Source organism: Caldovatus sediminis (assembly GCF_014644455.1).
Taxonomy (GTDB): domain Bacteria; phylum Pseudomonadota; class Alphaproteobacteria; order Acetobacterales; family Acetobacteraceae; genus Caldovatus; species Caldovatus sediminis.
Genome location: NZ_BMKS01000003.1, coordinates 168,507 through 187,245, shown reverse-complemented (window position 1 = coordinate 187,245; position 18,739 = coordinate 168,507). Strand labels below are relative to the sequence as shown.

Annotated in this window: 18 protein-coding genes; 6 read left to right on the top strand and 12 right to left on the bottom strand. The window is 75.2% G+C overall.

The window, feature by feature from the left end; genetic code table 11:
* From thiL to rpiB, 9 genes are all read right to left on the bottom strand, one after another.
* A complete protein-coding gene (gene thiL / locus IEX99_RS06155; protein WP_188899138.1) occupies window positions 1–969 on the bottom strand; it encodes a thiamine-phosphate kinase in 969 nt (322 codons plus the stop codon).
* Window positions 966–1,508, bottom strand: a complete 543-nt coding sequence (gene nusB / locus IEX99_RS06150; RefSeq protein WP_188899137.1) for a transcription antitermination factor NusB — start codon at window positions 1,506–1,508, stop codon at window positions 966–968. Before nusB ends, thiL begins: the two co-directional genes overlap by 4 nt.
* Window positions 1,505–1,996 (bottom strand): 6,7-dimethyl-8-ribityllumazine synthase, encoded by a 492-nt coding sequence (ribH, locus tag IEX99_RS06145; protein WP_188899136.1) that lies wholly within the window; start codon window positions 1,994–1,996, stop codon window positions 1,505–1,507. The genes nusB and ribH overlap by 4 nt, the downstream gene beginning before the upstream one ends.
* A complete protein-coding gene (gene ribB, locus IEX99_RS06140; protein WP_188899135.1) occupies window positions 1,993–3,144 on the bottom strand; it encodes a 3,4-dihydroxy-2-butanone-4-phosphate synthase in 1,152 nt (383 codons plus the stop codon). Before ribB ends, ribH begins: the two co-directional genes overlap by 4 nt.
* Window positions 3,141–3,752 (bottom strand): riboflavin synthase, encoded by a 612-nt coding sequence (locus tag IEX99_RS06135; protein WP_188899134.1) that lies wholly within the window; start codon window positions 3,750–3,752, stop codon window positions 3,141–3,143. Before IEX99_RS06135 ends, ribB begins: the two co-directional genes overlap by 4 nt.
* 21 nt (window positions 3,753–3,773) lie before the next feature.
* On the bottom strand, window positions 3,774–4,895 hold the full coding sequence (ribD, locus tag IEX99_RS06130; RefSeq protein ID WP_229677841.1) for a bifunctional diaminohydroxyphosphoribosylaminopyrimidine deaminase/5-amino-6-(5-phosphoribosylamino)uracil reductase RibD: 1,122 nt from the start codon (window positions 4,893–4,895) through the stop codon (window positions 3,774–3,776).
* 127 nt (window positions 4,896–5,022) lie between these two features.
* On the bottom strand, window positions 5,023–5,475 hold the full coding sequence (gene nrdR, locus IEX99_RS06125; RefSeq protein WP_188899133.1) for a transcriptional regulator NrdR: 453 nt from the start codon (window positions 5,473–5,475) through the stop codon (window positions 5,023–5,025).
* A gap of 36 nt (window positions 5,476–5,511) precedes the next feature.
* Entirely contained in the window at window positions 5,512–6,822 is a 1,311-nt protein-coding gene (gene glyA, locus IEX99_RS06120) for a serine hydroxymethyltransferase (protein WP_188899132.1), read from the bottom strand.
* The gene (rpiB, locus tag IEX99_RS06115) at window positions 6,819–7,280 is read right to left on the bottom strand and encodes a ribose 5-phosphate isomerase B (protein ID WP_188899131.1); all 462 of its coding nucleotides are present in this window, start codon (window positions 7,278–7,280) and stop codon (window positions 6,819–6,821) included. Before rpiB ends, glyA begins: the two co-directional genes overlap by 4 nt.
* Before the next feature lie 185 nt (window positions 7,281–7,465).
* Between rpiB and IEX99_RS06110 the strand changes: the two genes are divergently transcribed.
* The 4 genes from IEX99_RS06110 to IEX99_RS06095 all read left to right on the top strand — a co-directional run bounded on the left by IEX99_RS06110 (window position 7,466) and on the right by IEX99_RS06095 (window position 11,814).
* Complete coding sequence (locus IEX99_RS06110) at window positions 7,466–8,494, top strand: cyclase family protein (protein WP_188899130.1); 1,029 nt, start codon at window positions 7,466–7,468, stop codon at window positions 8,492–8,494.
* An 86-nt stretch (window positions 8,495–8,580) separates the two neighbouring features.
* Window positions 8,581–9,912 (top strand): O-acetylhomoserine aminocarboxypropyltransferase/cysteine synthase family protein, encoded by a 1,332-nt coding sequence (locus tag IEX99_RS06105; RefSeq protein ID WP_188899129.1) that lies wholly within the window; start codon window positions 8,581–8,583, stop codon window positions 9,910–9,912.
* A complete protein-coding gene (hemB, locus tag IEX99_RS06100) occupies window positions 9,912–10,919 on the top strand; it encodes a porphobilinogen synthase (protein ID WP_188899128.1) in 1,008 nt (335 codons plus the stop codon). The genes IEX99_RS06105 and hemB overlap by 1 nt, the downstream gene beginning before the upstream one ends.
* 28 nt (window positions 10,920–10,947) lie before the next feature.
* Window positions 10,948–11,814 (top strand): aminoglycoside phosphotransferase family protein, encoded by an 867-nt coding sequence (locus tag IEX99_RS06095; RefSeq protein ID WP_188899127.1) that lies wholly within the window; start codon window positions 10,948–10,950, stop codon window positions 11,812–11,814.
* Here IEX99_RS06095 and IEX99_RS06090 read toward each other — a convergent pair.
* The 3 genes from IEX99_RS06090 to IEX99_RS06080 are packed head-to-tail and all read right to left on the bottom strand — an operon-like array spanning window position 11,712 to window position 14,959.
* Entirely contained in the window at window positions 11,712–12,824 is a 1,113-nt protein-coding gene (locus IEX99_RS06090) for an alpha/beta fold hydrolase (protein ID WP_188899126.1), read from the bottom strand. The genes IEX99_RS06095 and IEX99_RS06090 overlap by 103 nt on opposite strands.
* Window positions 12,825–12,881: 57 nt before the next feature.
* Window positions 12,882–13,751 (bottom strand): alpha/beta fold hydrolase, encoded by an 870-nt coding sequence (locus tag IEX99_RS06085; RefSeq protein ID WP_188899125.1) that lies wholly within the window; start codon window positions 13,749–13,751, stop codon window positions 12,882–12,884.
* Complete coding sequence (locus tag IEX99_RS06080) at window positions 13,751–14,959, bottom strand: CaiB/BaiF CoA transferase family protein (protein ID WP_188899124.1); 1,209 nt, start codon at window positions 14,957–14,959, stop codon at window positions 13,751–13,753. Before IEX99_RS06080 ends, IEX99_RS06085 begins: the two co-directional genes overlap by 1 nt.
* Window positions 14,960–15,175: 216 nt before the next feature.
* Between IEX99_RS06080 and IEX99_RS06075 the strand changes: the two genes are divergently transcribed.
* Window positions 15,176–16,561, top strand: a complete 1,386-nt coding sequence (locus IEX99_RS06075; RefSeq protein WP_188899123.1) for a hypothetical protein — start codon at window positions 15,176–15,178, stop codon at window positions 16,559–16,561.
* A gap of 147 nt (window positions 16,562–16,708) precedes the next feature.
* A complete protein-coding gene (locus IEX99_RS06070) occupies window positions 16,709–18,220 on the top strand; it encodes an aldehyde dehydrogenase family protein (RefSeq protein ID WP_188899122.1) in 1,512 nt (503 codons plus the stop codon).
* Window positions 18,221–18,739 lie beyond the last annotated feature (519 nt).

Genomic DNA, 18,739 nt, shown 5'->3' with positions numbered 1-18,739 from the left:
TCAGAAGTGGCTCCAGCCCTCGCGCGCCAGGGTGAGCGGCGCGCCGTCCCGGCCCCGGACCGTAACCTCCGGGGGGCCGGCGACGAAGCGCCCGATCCGCATGACAGGCGTGCCGGCGGCGGCGGCGCGCCGCGCGACCTCCGCCTCCGCCCCCGCCGGCGCCGCGAACAGCAGCTCGTAGTCGTCGCCGCCCGTGAGCGCGAGGAGGAGCCGCGCCGGGTCCTCCTCGACCAGCGCGCGCGCCGGCGGCGAGAGCGGCACGGCGGCCGCCTCGATCTCCGCCCCGCAGCCGGCCGCGCGGCAGAGATGGCCGAGGTCCTGCACCAGCCCGTCCGAGACATCGAGCGCCGCGCGCGCCAGGCCGCGCAGCGCCCGGCTGAGCGCCAGCCGCGGCTCCGGCAGCCGGTAGCGCCGGGCGAGATGCCCCTCCGCGTCGCCCGGCAGCTCGCCGCGCAGCACCCGCAGCCCGAGCGCGCCGTCGCCGAGCGTGCCCGAGACCCAGACGGCATCGCCCGGCCGCGCGCCCGCCCGCCGCAGCGCCTGGCCGGGCGGCACGGTCCCGAGGATGGTCAGCGACAGGCAGGCCGGCCCCGGCGTCGCCGTCGTGTCGCCGCCGAGCAGCGAGAGGCCGAAGATCCGCTGGTCCTCGGCGAGGCCGGCGACGAAGCCGGCGATCCAGGAATCCGCCACCCCGCGGGGCAGGCTCGTCGTCATCAGGTAGCCGAGCGGCTCGGCGCCCATCGCGGCGAGGTCGGAGAGGTTCACGCGCAGCAGCTTCCGCCCCACCGTCTCCGGCGGGTCGGCGGGGAGGAAATGCACCCCCTCCACCATCGCGTCCGCCGCCAGCACGAGCTGGCGCCCGGGCGGCGGGTCGAGCAGCGCCGCGTCGTCGAGCAGGTCGAGCGCGCCGGGTCCGGCGAGCGGCCGGAAATGCCGGGCGATCAGCGCGAATTCCGGCGGCAGGCTCAAGCCGTCCCGTCCCGCGCCGCCGAACCGGGCGCGAACTCCGCCGGGCGGAGGCGCTTGGCCACCGCGTCCAGCACGCCGTTGGCGAAGCGCACGCCCTCGGCGTCGAGGAAGCCGTGCGCCACGTCGAGATACTCGTTGATCACCACCCGCGCCGGCGGCCCGGCGGGATCGCGCAGCTCCGCCGCGGCGGCGCGGAACAGGGCGCGCAGCACGGGGTCTATGCGCTCCATCGGCCAGTCGGCGGCGAGCGCCGCGCGCACCACCTGGTCGAGCGCCCCGGCCTCGCGCGTCGCGGCGCGGACGATGGCGGCGAAGAGCGGCACGTCCGCCTGCGGCACGCGGCCTTCCTCGAAGCCGCCCGTCCCCGGCAGCGCGCCGATGCGGTGGCGCACGAACTGCTCGATCACCGCCTCGGCCGGGTCGCCGGTCTGCTCGGCCTGGAACAGCGCCTGCACCGCGGCGACACGCGCGCCGGTGCGGGGGCGGCTCGGCGGGGCGGCGGCGGCGCGCGACGGCTTGCGGCGTTTGCCCCCGCTCATGCCACGCCCCAGCGCCGGGCGAGGGCAAGCTGCATCAGCAGCGCGTTCGCCGCCTCCGCGCCCTTGTTGTGGCGGTCCTCCGGCCGCGAGCGCGCCTCGGCCTGGGCGAGGCTGTGCACGGTGAGCAGGCCGAAGCCGATCGGCACCCCCGTCTCCACCGCGATGTCCATCACGCCGCGGCAGGCCTCGCGGCAGATGTGGTCGTAATGGTCGGTCTCCCCCTTCACCACGCAGCCGAGCACCAGGAACCCGTCCCAGCGGCGGCCGCGCGGCGCCTTGAGCGCGAGGCGGAGCGCGCCGGGCAGCTCGAAGGCGCCGGCGACCTCCGCGGTCTCGACCTCGGCGCCGACCGCGGCGAGCAGCGCATCGGCGCCGCGCCGCATGCCCTCGATGACGGCGCGGTAATAGGGCGCCTGCAGGACGAGGATGCGCGGCGGCGGCCCCTCGATCCGCGGCGGCGGCCGCTCCGGGCTGTCGGCCGTGCTCAACAGCAGGCCTCCTGGGCCGGCAGGGGGATCGGCCGCGTCTCCACCACGCGCAGGCCGTAGCCCTCGAGCCCGACCACCGGACGGGGGTTGTTGGACAGGCGGATCATCTCCCGCACGCCGAGATCGGCGAGGATCTGCGCGCCGATGCCGTAGTCGCGGATCTCCGGGGCGAGCGCGCGGCGCTCGCGGATGCGCCGGACCTGCTCGGAGAGGCCGGTGGCGCGCCAGTCGCGGAGCAGCACGACGACGCCGCGGCCCTCGGCGGCGATCATGCGCATCGCGGCGTAGAGCTCGCGCATGTTCCGCCCCGCCGCGGCCTCCAGCATGTTCGCCGCGTGCATGCGGACCAGCACCGGGCCGGGGCCGTCGAGGTCGCCCTTGACCAGCGCCGCGTGCTCGCCGGGCTCGAGCGTCGTCTGGAACACCACCACGCGCCATTCGCCGCCGACGGCGCTCGGCAGCACCCCCTCCTCGACGCGCCGCACCAGCCGCTCGGTGCGGCGGCGGTGGGCGATCAGGTCGGCGATGGTGCCGAGCTTGAGGCCGTGGTGCTGCGCGAAGGCGACCAGGTCCGGCATGCGGGCCATGGTGCCGTCGTCGTTCATGATCTCGCAGATCACGCCGGCGGGGATCAGGCCGGCGAGCCGCGCGAGGTCCACCGCCGCCTCGGTGTGGCCGGCGCGGACCAGCACCCCGCCCTCGCGCGCCACCAGCGGGAAGACGTGGCCCGGCGTGACGATGTGCTCCCGCCCCAGCTCCGGGTTGATCGCGACCGCGATGGTGCGGGCGCGGTCGTGGGCGGAGATGCCGGTGGTCACGCCGTCCCGCGCCTCGATCGAGACGGTGAAGGCGGTCTGGTGCCGCGTGCCGTTGGCCTGGGCCATCAGCGGCAGGCCGAGCTGCTCGACGCGGCTCCGCGTCAGCGCGAGGCAGACCAGGCCGCGCGCGTGCTTGGCCATGAAGTTGATCGCGTCCGGCGTCGCGAACTGCGCGGGGATGACGAGGTCGCCCTCGTTCTCGCGGTCCTCGTCGTCCACGAGGATGAACATGCGCCCGCGCCGCGCCTCCTCGATCAGCTCCTCGGTCGGGGCGACGAAGTCGTGCAAGCTGGCGCGCAGGGGGCGGGTCCCGCTCGCGGCGGCGCTCATGTCCGGGCCTCCAGAAGGCGAGCGACGTAGCGGGCGAGCACGTCGGTCTCGAGGTTCACCGCGTCGCCCGGCCGCAGCGTGCCGAAGGTGGTGACGGCGCTGGTGTGGGGGATGATGTTGACGCCGAAGACGGCGCCGTCAACCTCGTTGACGGTCAGGGAGACGCCGTCGAGCGCCACCGACCCCTTCGGCGCGATCAGCGGCGCCAGCGCCGCCGGCGCGCGGAAGCGCCAGCGGACCGAGGCGTTCTCGGGCGTCGCCGACAGCACCTCCGCCACCCCGTCCACATGGCCGCTGACCAGGTGCCCGCCGAGCTCGTCGCCGAGGCGGAGGGGCCGCTCCAGGTTCACCCGGCTGCCGGCGCGCCAGCGGCCGAGCGTCGTGCGGGACAGCGTCTCGGCGGAGGCGTCCACGGCGAACCAGTCGTCGCCGAGCTGCACCGCGGTCAGGCAGCAGCCCGAGCAGGCGATCGAGGCGCCGGGCGCCGCCGGCGCGGGCTCGCGCAGGAAGGCGGGCGCCACCCCGACGACCAGGCGCAGGTCGTGGCCCCCGCCGATCGGCTGCACCTCGCGCACCATGCCGAGGGCCGTGACGATTCCGGTGAACATGCCTTCCCTGCGCCCCGCTCGTCAGTTGCCGCGTTCGAATTCGGTGAGCCAGTCCTCGCCCAGGGGGCGAGAGGCGACGCGCTGGAATCTGGGCATCTGCGCCAGCCCTGTCACCGGCAGGTGGTCCACCGCCGCCCGCCCCTCGGCCCCGAGGATGCCGGGGGCGTGGAACCAGGCGATCCGGTCCACCAGGTCGGCCCGCAGCAGGGCGGCGGCGAGCGCCGCCCCGCCCTCGGCGAGCACCCGCGTCACGCCGCGCTGCCCGAGCGCCCCGAGCAGCGCGCGCAGGTCGAGGCCGCCGTCGGGCTCGGCCGCCGGCACGGCCAGGATCTCCACCCCGGCCTCCTGGTAGGGGGCGCGCCGGGCCGGCGGATGGCCGGGGCGGGTCGCGAGCCAGGTCGGGATCTGCCGCGCGGTCGCGACCAGCCGGGCGGAGAGCGGCGTGCGCAGCCGCGAATCGGCGACCACCCGCAGCGCGGGCACCGCCGCCATGCCCGGCAGGCGGCAGGTGAGGTCCGGATCGTCGGCCAGCACCGTGCCGCTGCCGACCAGCACCGCGTCGTGGCGGGCGCGCATCGCATGCCCCTCCCGCCGGGCGGCGGGGCCGGTGATCCAGCGGCTCTCCCCGGTGGCGGTGGCGATGCGGCCGTCGAGGGTGGTGGCGAGCTTCAGCGTCACCAGCGGCAGGCCGAGGCGGATGCGGCGGATGAAGCCGGCGTTGACCGCCCGCGCCTCGGCCTCGCAGAGGCCGGTCTCGACGGCGATCCCGGCGGCGCGCAGCCGGTCGAGGCCGCGGCCGTTCACCCGCGAATCCGGGTCCTGCAGGGCGACCACGACGCGGGCGACGCCGGCGGCGATCAGCGCGTCGCAGCAGGGCGGCGTGCGGCCGTGGTGGGAGCAGGGCTCGAGGGTGACATAGGCGGTGGCGCCGCGCGCGGCCTCGGGCCCGGCGCGACGCAGCGCCTCGGTCTCGGCGTGCGGGCGGCCGCCGGGCTGGGTCCAGCCGCGGCCGACCACGCGGCCGTCGCGCACCAGGACGCAGCCCACCGCCGGATTGGGCCAAGCATTGCCGAGCCCGCGCCGGGCCAGGGCGAGGGCGGCGCGCATGTGGGCGAGGTCGTCGGATGCGGCGGCGGGCGGCATGCGGAGGGGGTTAGACCGCCCCGGAGGCGCCGCCGCAAGGCGCCGCGGCGCGCGGCCCGGGGCGCCGCGCGGCCCCGGTCGCGGGGACCGGGGCGCGCCCCCCGAGCGGAAGACCCGCCCCGTCGCCTCAGCCGGCGTCGAGCTGCCCCAGGAACGCCTGGAAATCCTTCGCCTCGCGGAAGTTCCGGTAGACGCTGGCGAAGCGCACATACGCCACCTGGTCGAGCTCCTTCAGCACCTCCATCACCATCTCGCCGATCTGGCGCGAGGTGATCTCCTGCTCGCCCTCGGTCTCCAGCCGCCGCTGGATGCCGTTGACGATGCGCTCGATGCGGTCCTCGTCCACCGGGCGCTTGCGCAGCGCCACGCGGATCGAGCGCGCGAGCTTCTCGCGGTCGAAGGGCACGCGCCGGCCGTCGGACTTGATGACGGTGAGCTCGCGGAGCTGCACCCGCTCGAAGGTGGTGAAGCGCGCGCCGCAGGACGGGCAGGCGCGCCGGCGCCGGATCGCGCCGCCCTCCTCGGCCGGGCGGCTGTCCTTCACCTGCGTGTCCTCGCCTCCGCAGAACGGGCAGCGCATGGTCTCCTCCCTGCCTCCAGCGCGCCGCCGCCGTCCCTAGGCCGCCTGATAGATCGGGAAGCGCCGGCAGAGCGCGAGCACGCGCGCCTTCACCGCCTGCTCCACCGCCTCGTTGGCCTCCGGCCCGTCGGCGCGCGCGAGGCCGTCCAGCACCTCGCCGATCATCGCCGCCACCTCGCGGAACTCCGCCTCCCCGAAGCCGCGGGTCGTGCCCGCCGGCGTGCCGAGGCGGATGCCGGAGGTGACCATCGGCTTCTCCGGGTCGAAGGGGATGGCGTTCTTGTTGCAGGTGAGGTGGGCGCGGTTCAGCGACGCCTCCGCCGCCTTGCCGGTCAGGCGCTTCGGGCGCAGGTCCACCAGCACCAGGTGGTTGTCGGTGCCGCCGGTGACGATGCCGACCCCCTGCCCCGCCAGCGTCTCCGCCAGCGCCCGGGCGTTGGCCACCACCTGCCGGGCATAGGCGCGGAATTCCGGCCGCAGCGCCTCGCCCAGCGCGACCGCCTTGGCGGCGATCACGTGCATCAGCGGCCCGCCCTGGGTGCCGGGGAAGACCGCGGCGTTGACCTTCCTCGCGATCGCCTCGTCGTTCGTCAGGATCATCCCGCCGCGCGGCCCGCGCAGCGTCTTGTGCGTCGTGGTGGTGACGACGTGCGCGTGCGGGAAGGGAGAGGGATGCGCCCCGCCCGCCACCAGCCCGGCGAAATGCGCCATGTCCACCATGAAGTGGGCGCCGACCTCGTCGGCGATCTCGCGGAACCGCGCGAAGTCCCAGTGGCGCGCATAGGCGCTGCCGCCGGCGATGATCAGCCTCGGCCGGCTCTCGCGCGCGATGCGTGCGACCTCCTCCATGTCTATGCGCTGGTCCTCGCGGCGCACCGTGTAGGGCACGGGCCGGAACCACCGGCCGGAGATGTTGACCGGCGAGCCGTGCGTCAGGTGCCCGCCCGCGGCGAGGTCGAGCCCCATGAAGGCGTCGCCGGGCTGCAGCAGGGCGAAGAACACCGCCGCGTTGGCCTGCGCCCCGGAGTGCGGCTGCACGTTGGCGAAGCCGCAGCCGAACAGCCGCTTCGCCCGCTCGATCGCCAGCGTCTCGGCCACGTCCACGAACTCGCAGCCGCCGTAGTAGCGGCGGCCGGGATAGCCCTCGGCGTACTTGTTGGTCAGCACGCTGCCCTGCGCCTCCAGCACGGCGCGGGAGACGAGGTTCTCGCTCGCGATCAGCTCGATCCCGTCCTGCTGGCGCGCGAGCTCGCGCGCGACCGCCTCGGCGATCTCCGGGTCGGCCTCGGCGAGTGGGGCGGTGAAGAGGCGGGCCGGGGCGACGGCCGGGCGGCTCTGTTCGTTCATGGCGGCGGGATCCAGTCCGGGCTGAGCTTGGCGACACGGCGGTCGTGCCGGCCGCCCTCGTAGGGCGTGGCGAGGAAGGTGCGCAGCGCCTCCAGGGCCACCTCCGGCCCGGTCAGCCGGGCGCCGAAGGCGATCACGTTGGCGTCGTTGTGGGCGCGGGTCAGCCGCGCCGAGGTCACGTCGTGCACCACGGCGCAGCGGATGGCGTGGTCGCGGTTGGCGGCCATGGCGATGCCGATGCCGGTGCCGCAGACCAGCACGCCGAAGCGGGCGCGGCCCTCCTTCACCGCGGCGCAGACGGCCTGGGCGAAGTCGGGGTAGTCCACGCTCTCCTCCCCGTCGGTGCCGAGGTCGAGCACGGGGTGGCCGGCGGTGCGGAGCGCCTCCCGCAGCACGGCCTTCAGGCCGACGCCGGCGTGGTCGGCGCCCAGGGCGATCGGGGTCTCGGCGGGCGTCATCGGGGGCCTCCTACCACGTCCTGTGGTGCGGTGGAACGCGCGGCCCAAGTCCTTGTCGCCCCGCCCCTCGCCCGCCGTCACCCGGAGACGTGATCGCCGGGCTCCGGCCGGCCCCGCCAGCATGCGGCGGACCGGTCCCGGCAGGGCCGGGCCGGCCGAAGGAGAGGGGAACGGAGGGAACAGCCATGCAACGGGTCCCCTCGCGCCGCGCCTTCCTCGGCGCCGCCTGCGTCGCCTGCGGCGGTGCGCATCTGGGCTTCCACGCCACCCCGGTCCAGGCCCAGCAGCCCCCGGCCCCTCCCGCCGCCGCCGGGGCCGCGGCGGCGGCCCGGCGCCGCGACTGGTTCCCCTCCCGCTGGGGCCCGCAGGACGAGATCGGCGCGGCCAATCTCCTCACCCCCCAGAAGGTCCTGGAGGCCATCCGCCTGGCGCGCGAGGGCAAGACCTACCGGCTCGGCATCGTCGTGGACCGCAACACGCCGGCCTTCCCCCCGCGCAGCGTCGCGGTGACGGTGATGATGCCGGACCAGTTCGGCGGCGCCGTGGTCGGCGAGTCCGAGAACAGGATGAGCTACTGCGACGACATGGTGACCGGATGGTTCGGCGTCGGCACCCAGATCGACGGCCTCGCCCACCTCGGCATCGACGGCGTCTTCTACAACGGCAACAAGGCGCAGGACTTCGTCCGCACCACCGGCGTCACCAGGCTCGGCATCGAGAAGATCCCGCCCTTCGTCACCCGCGCGGTGCTGGTGGACCTGGCCCGGTTCCGGAACAGGCCGCGGCTCGACGGCGGCGAGCTGGTCACCGCCGACGAGCTGCGCGCCGCCATGCAGCAGCAGAACGTTCGGGTGACGCCGGGCGACGTCGTCGTCCTGCACACCGGCTGGCTGTCCCTGATCGAGCAGGACCCGCGCCGCTTCGGCTCCGAGGAGCCGGGGATCGACGCCGCCGGGGCCGAGTACCTCGCCTCGCTCCAGCCCCTCGCCGTGGGCGCCGACACCTGGGGGGTGGAGGCGGTCCCCTTCAAGAACCCCAAGGTGATCTGGCAGGGCCACCAGGTGCTGCTGGCGCAGAACGGCATCTACATCCTGGAGAACCTCGACACCCGCGAGCTGGTCCGCGACGGCGTGACGGAGTTCCTGTTCGTCCTCGGCCAGCCGCTCTACCGGGGCGCGGTCCAGGGCATCATCAACCCGGTCGCGATCCGCTAGGCGCGGCCTGCGCCCCTGCCGCTGGAAAGCCGGCGCGCAAGGCCCTAGGTTGGCCCCGGACCCATACCGGACCGAGGGCCAGCCGCATGACCGACACCCCCGCCTCCTCCCGCCCGGAAACCGTCGTCCTGCACGCCGGCTGGCGGGCCGATCCGACCACCGGCTCGGTCGCGGTGCCGATCCACCAGACCACCTCCTTCCAGTTCCAGGACACGGGCCACGCCGCGCGGCTCTTCGCGCTGCAGGAGATGGGGTTCATCTACACCCGCATCATGAACCCCACCCAGGACGTGCTGGAGAAGCGCGTCGCCGCGCTGGAGGGGGGTGTCGCGGCCCTCGCCCTCGGCTCCGGGCAGGCGGCGACCGCCTTCTCGGTCCTCAACCTGACCGAGCCCGGGGACAACATCGTCTCCTCGACCGACCTCTACGGCGGCACCTGGAACCTCTTCGCCAACACGCTGAAGGGCCTCGGCGTCGAGGTCCGCTTCGTGGACCCGGCCGACCCGGAGGCCTTCGCCCGCGCCACGGATTCCCGCACCCGCGCCTACTACGCCGAGACCCTGCCCAACCCGAAGCTCGAGGTCTTCCCGATCGCCGAGGTGGCGGCGATCGGCCGCCGGCTCGGCGTGCCGCTGATCATGGACAACACCGCCGCGCCCGTCCTCTGCCGCCCGATCGAGCACGGCGCGGCGGTGGTGATGCACTCGCTCACCAAGTGGATCGGCGGCCACGGCACCTCGATCGGCGGCATCGTCGTGGACGGCGGCAATTTCGACTGGGAGAAGCACGCCGAGCGCTTCCCGACGCTGAACAAGCCCGACCCGTCCTACCACGGCGCCGTCTGGACGCAGGCGGTGAAGCCGCTCGGCCCGATCGCCTACATCATCCGCATGCGCACCTGCCTGATGCGCGACCTCGGCGCGCCGCTCGCGCCGATGAACTGCTTCCTCGCGCTGCAGGGCCTGGAGACCCTGCCGCTGCGCATGGAGCGGCACTGCGCCAACGCGCTCAAGGTCGCCGCCTGGCTGGCGAGGCACCCCGCCGTCGGCAAGGTGATCCACCCGAGCCTGATGACCGGCGAGGCGAAGCGCCGCGCCGACGCCTACCTCAAGGGCGGCTACGGCAGCCTGATCGGCTTCGAGCTGAAGGAGGGCGGCGCCGAGGCCGGGCGGCGCTTCATCGAGGCGCTGAAGATGTTCTACCACGTCGCCAACATCGGCGACGCGCGCAGCCTCGCCATCCACCCGGCCACCACCACCCACAGCCAGCTCGACGAGCAGGAGCAGCTCGCCACCGGCGTCACGCCGGGCTACGTGCGGCTCTCCATCGGCATCGAGCACGTGGACGACATCATCGCCGACCTCGACCAGGCGCTCGCGGCCGCGACGGGGACGCGGGTGGCCAAGGCGGCCGAGTGATGGACGCCGCCGGCCCGCTCGGCCGCTTCCCCGCGACGCGGCTGCGCCGCAACCGCCGCGACGCCTGGACGCGGCGGCTGGTGGCCGAGACTGCGCTCTCGGTGGACGACCTGATCTGGCCGGTCTTCGTCATGGAGGGGACCGGCCGGACGAGCGACGTCGCCTCGATGCCGGGGGTGGTGCGGGTCACGCTCGACCGGCTGGAGGGGCATGTCGGGCGCGCCGTCGCGCTCGGCATTCCCGCGGTCGCGCTGTTCCCGATGACGCCGCCGGAGCGCAAGGACGCCGAGGGCACGGAGGCGCTCAACCCCGACAACCTCATGTGCCGCTCGGCGCGGCTCTTGAAGAAGGCGTTCCCCGATCTCGGCCTGGTCGGCGACGTCGCGCTCGACCCCTACACCGACCACGGCCATGACGGCGTGATCCGCGACGGCTACGTCGCCAACGACGAGACGCTGGAGGTGCTGACCCGCCAGGCGGTGATCCAGGCCGAGGCGGGGATAGACGTGATCGCGCCCTCCGACATGATGGACGGGCGCGTCGGCGCGATCCGCGCCGCGCTCGACGCCAGGGGCCTGATCCACACGCGCATCATGTCCTACGCGGCGAAGTACGCGAGCGCCTTCTACGGCCCGTTCCGCGACGCCGTGGGCTCCGCCAGGGCGCTCAGGGGCGACAAGAAGACCTACCAGATGGACCCGGCCAACACCGACGAGGCGCTGCGCGAGGTGGCGATGGACCTCGCCGAGGGCGCCGACATGGTGATGGTCAAGCCGGGCATGCCCTACCTCGACATCGTCCGCCGCGTGAAGGAGGCGTTCGGCGTGCCCACCTTCGCCTACCAGGTCAGCGGCGAGTACGCGATGATCATGGCCGCGGTGCAGAACGGCTGGCTGGAGCGCGAGCGCGCGGTGATGGAGAGCCTGCTCGCCTTCAAGCGCGCCGGCGCCAACGGCGTGCTGACCTACTTCGCCGTCGAGGCGGCGGAGCGACTCCGGCGGGGCTGAGCGCGGAGGGCGCCGCCCGCGCCGCCGCATGCGGGGCGTCGCGAGTCCCCGCCTGGCCCGCCGGGCCTCCGCCTGGCGCCGCGACCTCGCGGCGCGGCTCCGGCATGCCGAGGCGCGCTGGTCGCTGGTCCTGGAAGGCCCGCTCGCGACCGGCGAGACGGCGGCGCGCACCTTCGCCGTGCGCCGCGCCGACGGCGCCGCGGCGGTGCTGAAGCTCGCCCCGCCCGGCCAGGCGCTGGAGGCCGAGGCCACGGCGCTGGCGGCCTTCGCGGGCCGCGGCGCGGCCCGGCTGCTCGCCGCCGACCTGCCCGCCGGCGCGCTGCTGATCGAGCGCCTCTCCCCCGGCACGGCGCTGCGCCACCTCGCCGCGCGCGACGACGATGCCGCGACGCTGGCGGCGGCCGGCGTGATGGCCGCGCTCCGCCGCCCGCCTCCGCCCGGCGCGGTGCTGGCGGAGGCGGCGGGCTGGGTGCGCGCGCTCGACCGGGCGCTGGAGGCGCCCGGGCCCCTGCCCCGCCCGATGCTCGCCCGCGCCGCGCGGCTGATGCGCGAGCTGGCGGCCGGCGCGCCGCCGCCGGTCCTGCTGCACGGCGATCTGCACGCCGGGAACATCCTGCGCGACGGCGCGGCGGGCTGGCGGGCGGTGGACCCCAAGGGGCTGATCGGCGACCCGGCCTTCGAGGCCGCCGCCTTCCTGCGCGATCCGCCCGGCCCCGCCGCGCGCGCCGCGCGCCGCGTCGCGCTGCTTGCCGAGGCGACCGGCCTCCCCCGCGAGCGGATCGCCGCCTGGGGCTACGCCGGCGCCGCGCTCGCCGCCGCCTGGGCGGTGGAGGACGGCTCCGACCCCGCGCGCTGGTGCGCCGCGGCCGAGGCCATGGCGCCGGCCCTCGCCTGAGCGGCCCTGGCGGCCTCCTCCGCGGCCCCCTCGAAGAAGGCCAGCAGCACGCGCGTCTGCATCGGGTCGCGCACGAGGCGCAGGTCGTCGAAGCCGCAATGCCCGCCGCCCGCGGTCAGCACCGGCACGACCGCCGGGCATCGCGACCAGTCCACGGCCTCCAGCGAGGCCGCCGGCACGACCGGGTCATCCGCCGCCTGCAGCAGCAGGGTCGGCACGCGGATCGCCGGCAGCACGCGGTCGGGGCGGATCAGCTCGACGAAGGTCGCGTAGCTCGGATAGCCGAAGCGCGGCGCCGAGACCTTCGCCTCGAACTCCCGCAGCGAGCGCGCTTCCGCCGCCGCGCTGCGCAGCGCCTCGTCGAGGTCGCGCGCCTGCGTCACCGCCAGCACCTCGCGCCGGTAGAGCGCGAGCAGCAGCGGCCCGAGCAGCGGATGCGCGTCGATCGCCGCATGCGCCGCCGCGGGATCGAGCGGCGCCGAGATGGCGACGCCCGCGACCAGGCGCGGCATGCCCTCCTCGTCGGCGTGGCGGGCGAGCAGGTTCAGCACCATCGCCCCGCCGAGCGACCAGCCGGCCACCGCCACGCCCGCGCCGGCGAGCGCGGGCGGCAGGGCGCGCAGCACGTCGCGCAGGTCCTCGGCGCGGCCGATGTGGTAGTGGCTCGTGCTGTGCGGGCGCGAGATCGCGTTGCCGCGCAGATTCAGCCGCAGCACCGGGAATCCGCGCTCGAGCAGGGCGCGCGCCGCCGCGCGCAGGTAGGGATCGTCCTCGGTCCCCGTCATGCCGTGCACGAGCAGCGCCAGGGGCCGGCGGCGGTCCTGCCGCGCCGCGTGCGGCAGATGCAGGCAGGCGGCGAGCCGATCGCCGTCGGAGAGCGGGATCCACAGCCGATGCCCCTGCCGCGGCAGTGCCGGCCGGATCGGCCAGCCGACGCCACGGAGCGTCTGGAGGAAGCCGCCGACGAAGGGCGGCGCGGGCAGGAAGCGATGGCGCACCGGTTCGGGCATGGTGCCCGGTGCAACGCACCGCCGCCTGCGGGGTTGGCCCGCCGGCCCGGCGGAGCCTCACGACGCCGAGAGGAAATCGCGCACCAGTCCGATCTGGCTTGGCTCCATCAGCGCCGGCGCGTGGCCGGCGTCGGGGATCTCCGCCACCCGGACGCCGGGCCGCGCCGCCATCCGCGCCGCGGTCTCCGGCAGCAGCAGGTCGCTCCGCGCGCCGCGCAGGACCAGCACCGGCAGGCCGATGCGCTCCCACAGCGGCCACAGGTCGAGGTCCGCCGGATCCGTCGCGCGCAGCGGCGCCGCGATCGCCGGATCGTAGTGCAGCCGCACCGCGCCGGGCGCGTCGCCTTCCCCCGCCGGCCGGGCGGAGGTCTCGGCCAGGTGGCGCCACTGCGCGTCGGTGAGCGGCCCGAAGGGGGCGTGGACGGCGCGCAGATGCGCCTCCAGGGCCGCGAGGTCGGGAAACGCGCCCTCGGTCCCGACGTAGTCGCGGATGCGCGCGAGCGCGGCCTTCGGCACGAAGGGCCCGATGTCGTTCAGCACCAGGCGCCGGATCGGCTGGCCGGGCGCCGCGGCGACCGCCATGCCGCACAGCCCGCCGAGGGAGGTGCCGACCCAGTCCACCGGCCCGTCGAGCCGCGCCAGCAGATGCGCCAGCGCGGCGACATAGGTCGGCAGCACGTAGAGGTCCGGGTCCGGCAGCCAGTCGCTCGCCCCGCGCCCGGGCAGGTCGGGGCAGAGCACGCGCCGCCCCTGCGCGGCCAGCGCCTCGGCGAGGGCGTCGAAGTCGCGGCCCGTGCGCGTCAGGCCGTGGACGCAGAGGACCGGCGCGCCGTCGGGCGGGCCCCACTCCCACCAGCGCAGCGTCAGGAACGCGCCGGCGCAGAGCCAGCGCAGCGCGCCCCGCCGCGGCGCGCCCGTGGGCGCCATCAGACGACGCCCTTCGCCTTCAGCGCCGCCACCTCGGCCTCGCTCATCCCGAGCATCCCGCGCAGCACCGCCTCGGTGTGCTCGCCGAGCACCGGCGGCGCGGTGCGGTAGTCGGGCGGCGTCGCCGAGAGCCGCACCGGGTTGGCGATCACCCGCACCGTCGCGCCGCTCGCGTGCGGCATCTCGACGACGCAGCCGCGCGCCTGCACGTGCGGGTCGGCGAACACGTCCTTCAGCGTGTTGATCGGGCCGCAGCCGATCTTCAGCGCCTCCAGCGCCTCGATCCACTCCTTCGTGGTCCTGGACCGCATCACCGGCGTCAGCGTGTCGGTGACGAGCTGGCGGTTCTCGACGCGCCGGGGGTTGGTGGCGAAGCGCTCGTCGGCCAGCAGGTGCTCCTGCCCGAAGGCCTTGCAGAAGCGCTCGAAGGTCGGGTCGTTGCCGATCGCGAGGATGATGTAGCCGTCCTTGGTCGGGAATTCCTGGTAGGGCGCGATGTTCGGGTGCTGGTTGCCGAGCCGCGGCGGGTTCTCCCCGGTCGCCAGGTAGTTCATCCCCTGGTTGGCGAGCCAGGCGACGTGCGTGTCCAGCATGCCGATGTCGATGTGCTGGCCCTGTCCCGTCTCGCGCCGGTGGTTGAGCGCGGCGAGGATGCCGATGCAGCCGTAGAGGCCGGCGAACAGGTCGGCGACCGGGATGCCCACCTTCTGCGGGGTGCCGTTCGGCTCCCCGGTCAGGGACATGACGCCGCCCATCGCCTGGATCAGCGCGTCGTAGCCCGGACGCGGCGCGTAGGGGCCGGTCTGCCCGAAGCCCGTGATCGAGCAGTAGATCAGCCCGGGGTACTTCTTCGAGAGCTGCTCCCACCCGAGCCCGTACTTCGCCAGCGCGCCGACCTTGAAGTTCTCGACCAGGACGTCGCAGGTCTCGAGCAGGCGGTGCACGATCGCCTGGCCCTCGGGCTTCGCGATGTCGAGCGTGAGCGAGAGCTTGTTGCGGTTGACGCCGAGGAAGTAGGCGCTCTCCTTCGTCTCCGGCCAGAAGGGGGGCGCGAAGCCGCGGGTGTCGTCGCCGGCCTCGGGCCGCTCGACCTTGATCACCTCGGCGCCGAGGTCGCCGAGCATCTGCGTGCAGGTCGGGCCCGCCAGCACGCGCGTCAGGTCCAGCACGCGCAGGCCCTTCAGCGGGCCGGTGGGGGTATGGCTCATCTCCAGTGGACTCCGTGCTTGCCGACACTGCTCGCCCGGCCGGGGGGCGTTACGGCCGGCTGGGTTGCGGTATAGGGCCCTTGCGGCCGACCGGACATCCGCGGCCCGAAGGGGGCCCTTCGTGCGGGCCGCGGAGGACGCATGCGCCACCACCGCCAGGTCCGGCGACCGGTGCCGAGGCCGCCGCCATCCGCCGGGCGCGCCCTGGCCGCACGGATGCTCGCGGTCCTCGCGGCCGCCGCGCTGCTGGTCTGGCCGGCCGCGGTCAACGGCTATCCGATCCTGTTCATCGACACCGTCTCCTACCTGGTCCACACCATCACCGGCCAGCCGCCCTGGGACAAGACCGTGGTCTACGGGCCGTTCATCGCCCTGTTCCACCAGGGGAGGACGCTCTGGCTGCCGCTGGTCGCGCAGGGACTCATCCTCTCGCACCTGCTCTGGCTGACCCAGCGCGTGGCCTGCGGCGAGGTCGGCCCGGCCCGGCACCTCGCGCTGGCGGCGGGGCTCGCCGCCCTGACGGCCGCCCCCTGGTTCGCCGCGACCCTGATGCCGGACTTCTTCACGCCGGTCGTCGTGCTGTGCCTGTTCGTGCTCGGCTTCGGCGAGACGCGGCTGGGGCGCCTGGAGACGGCCTCGACCGCGCTGGTCGCGGCGATCGGCATCGCCGCGCATCTCTCGCATCTGCCGACCGCCCTGGCGCTGGTCGTGCTGCTGCCGCTGCTGCGCCGGAGCTGGCGGCCCCTGCTGCGGGTCGCCCCGCCGGTGGCGGCGGCGATGCTGTTCCTGGTCGGCGCCAACTGGCAGGCCTTCGGCCGCCCGACGCTCGCCGCGCACGGCTCGGTCTTCCTGCTCGCGCGGCTGCAGGCGGATGGGCCCGCGACATGGACGCTTCGTGCGCGCTGCCCGGAGTCGGGCTGGCACCTGTGCGCCTTCCTCGACCGCCTGCCGATGGACAGCGACGAGTTCCTGTGGAGCCCGGAGAGCCCGCCGTCGCGTGATGCCGCCGGCGCCTACCGGCCGGATGGCCTCGTGCTGCTCGCGCCCGAGGCGCGCGGGGTGGTCGCCGCGACGCTGCGCGACCAACCGCTGGCGGTGGCGCGCGCGGCCCTGGGCAATGCCGTGGCGCAACTGTTCAAGGTCCGCCTCGGCGACACGCTGAATTATCCCGAACTGCGCAGCATGCATGGCTGGGACATCTGGGACGCCTTCCCCCCGAGCGAGCGGGACCGGTTCCGGGCGGGAGCGCAAGCCCGGGGCGAGCTCCTGCCGCTCGCCGCGGCCGCGGGAGCGCTTCACCTGCCGGTGCTGGCGCTGTCCGTCGCGGCGGCGCTGGCGGCGTGCCGGAGGCTTTCCGCGCGCGAGGGCGACGCCGCGCGGTTCGGCCTCGTGCTCAGCGTGCTGGTCGCGCTTGCGGCCAACGCCTGCACCACGGGGGCGCTCTCCAAGCCGCACCATCGCTATCAGGCGCGGATCGTCTGGCTGCTGCCCCTCTGCGCGGCGCTTGCATCCCGGCCGGCGTGGCGCGCGGCGCCGCATCGCGCCGGAGAGCTCCCCCCGCGTGCGCCGCCGCGGCAGGCAGGCCCGCGCACGCCTGCGTGAGGCTCCCCCCGGGCCGGGCGACGATCGGCCGGCATGTGGCCGCGCCACGCGGCCGCCCGCTGCGGCGGGGCGGCGCCACGCTTGCCGGCCGCCCCGCCGCGTGGTCAAGGTCCCGCCGACGCGACCCATTCGGGAGGACCCCGCGCCATGCTCGACCGCCCGCACCCCACGCCCGAGGCGCCGACCACGGACCCCTTCGCCCTCGCCAAGGCCCTCTCCGGCGCGCACTTCATCGGCGGCCGCTACGTCCCCGCCCGCTCCGGCAGGACCTTCCCCGTGGTGAACCCCGCCACCGGCGAGGAGGTCGCGCGCGCCGCCGAGGGCGACGCCGCCGACGTGGACGCCGCGGTCGAGAACGCCGCCGCGGCGCAGAAGGAATGGGCGAAGCTCGCCGCCCGCAGGCGCGGCGCGCTCGTCCACCAGTGCGCCCAGGTGCTCAAGGCCCATGTCGAGGAGCTGGCGCGCCTGATCGCGCTCGAGACCGGCAAGGCGCTGCGCACCGAATCGCGCGTCGAGGCCAACGTCGTCGCCGACATCTTCGAGTTCTATGGCGGCCTCGGCTCCGAGCTGAAGGGCGAGAGCGTGCCCTTCGCCCCCAACGTCCTCTCGGTGACGGTGCGCGAGCCGCTCGGCGTGGTCGGCGCCATCATCCCGTGGAACGTGCCGATGCTGCTGATGGCGCTGAAGGTCGCCCCGGCGCTCGTCGCGGGCAACAGCGTCGTCGTGAAGTCGGCGGAGGAGGCGCCGCTCGCGGTGCTGCGCATCTGCGAGCTGCTGAACCGCGTCCTGCCGCCCGGCGTGTTCAACATGGTGTCCGGCTTCGGCCCGGAGTGCGGCGCGCCGCTCGTCGCCCATCCGAAGGTGCGGAAGGTGACGTTCACCGGCTCGGTCGAGACCGGGAAGATCGTCTACAGGACGGCGGCGGAGAAGATCATCCCGGTCACGCTCGAGCTCGGCGGCAAGTCGCCGATGATCGTCTTCGCCGACTGCGACTTCGAGAAGACGGTGCAGGGCGCGCTCACCTCGATGCGCTTCACCCGGCAGGGCCAGAGCTGCACCGCCGCCTCGCGCATCTACGTCGAGCGCCCGATCTTCGACCGCTTCGTCGCCGCGATGAAGGACGCGGTGGACAGGATGGTGATGGGCGACCCGCTCGACGAGAGGACCGACATCGGCACCATCATCTCGCCCGCGCAGTTCGAGAAGGTGCGGGGCTTCATCGAGGAGGGCCGGCGCACCGCCGGCGCGCAGGCGCTGGTCTGCAGCCGCCTGCCCGACGATCCGGCGCTGAAGAAGGGCCTTTTCCTGCAGCCCGTGATCTTCACGGGCCTGCCGAAGGAGAGCCGGCTGGTGCGCGAGGAGATCTTCGGGCCCGTCACCGCGATCTTCCCCTTCGACGACGCGGAGAAGGTCCTCGCCGACGCCAACGATTCCGACTACGGCCTCGCCGCCTCGATCTGGACCAACAACCTCAGGATCGGCCTCGACCTCGCCCACCGGCTGGAGGCCGGCCTGGTGCAGATCAACCAGAACCTCGTCGTGCAGGCGAACCTGTCCTACGGCGGCGTCAAGCAGTCCGGCCTCGGCAAGGAGGCCTCGCTCGAGGCGATGCTCGAGCACTTCACGCACAAGAAGACGATCATGGTGAACATGGGCTGAGAGCGGCGCGGACGAGGCGCCCACGCGGTCCGAGCCGGGACTCCCTCGTCCGACCGGCCCGGGCGGATGCGGGCCGGCGGCCGGAGCGCCGAGCCGGTCGGTCCGCCGTCCCGGTGCGCCGCGCGGCGCCCCGTCGCCCTGGCCGCGGCGGACGCCGCCGCGCCGGAAGGCCGGAGCTGCCGCGAGGCGGCGCCGCGGCCGCACGCCGCCACCGTGCCGCCCTGCACGGCGCCGGACCGGGCGCGGCGTCCGACCGGTCCGGCCGGCGGGCCGCCCCGATCTCGCCATCGCCATGGCGCCCCGGAGCGCGCGGCGTCCCCGCCATTCGCGCAGCGACACCGGCGCCAGGGCGCCGGGCGGTGAACGGCGGGAGCACCGCGAACGACGCGCGCCGTTGGAGCCTGGCGCGATTGCGGGGGCTCGATCCACGGCCGGCGGCGGGGCAGCGTGGACCCGGCCCCCTCCCGACCCGGGGGCGCACGCCGCGCCTCCGGCCGCCCGGCCCCCGCCATCCGCCCT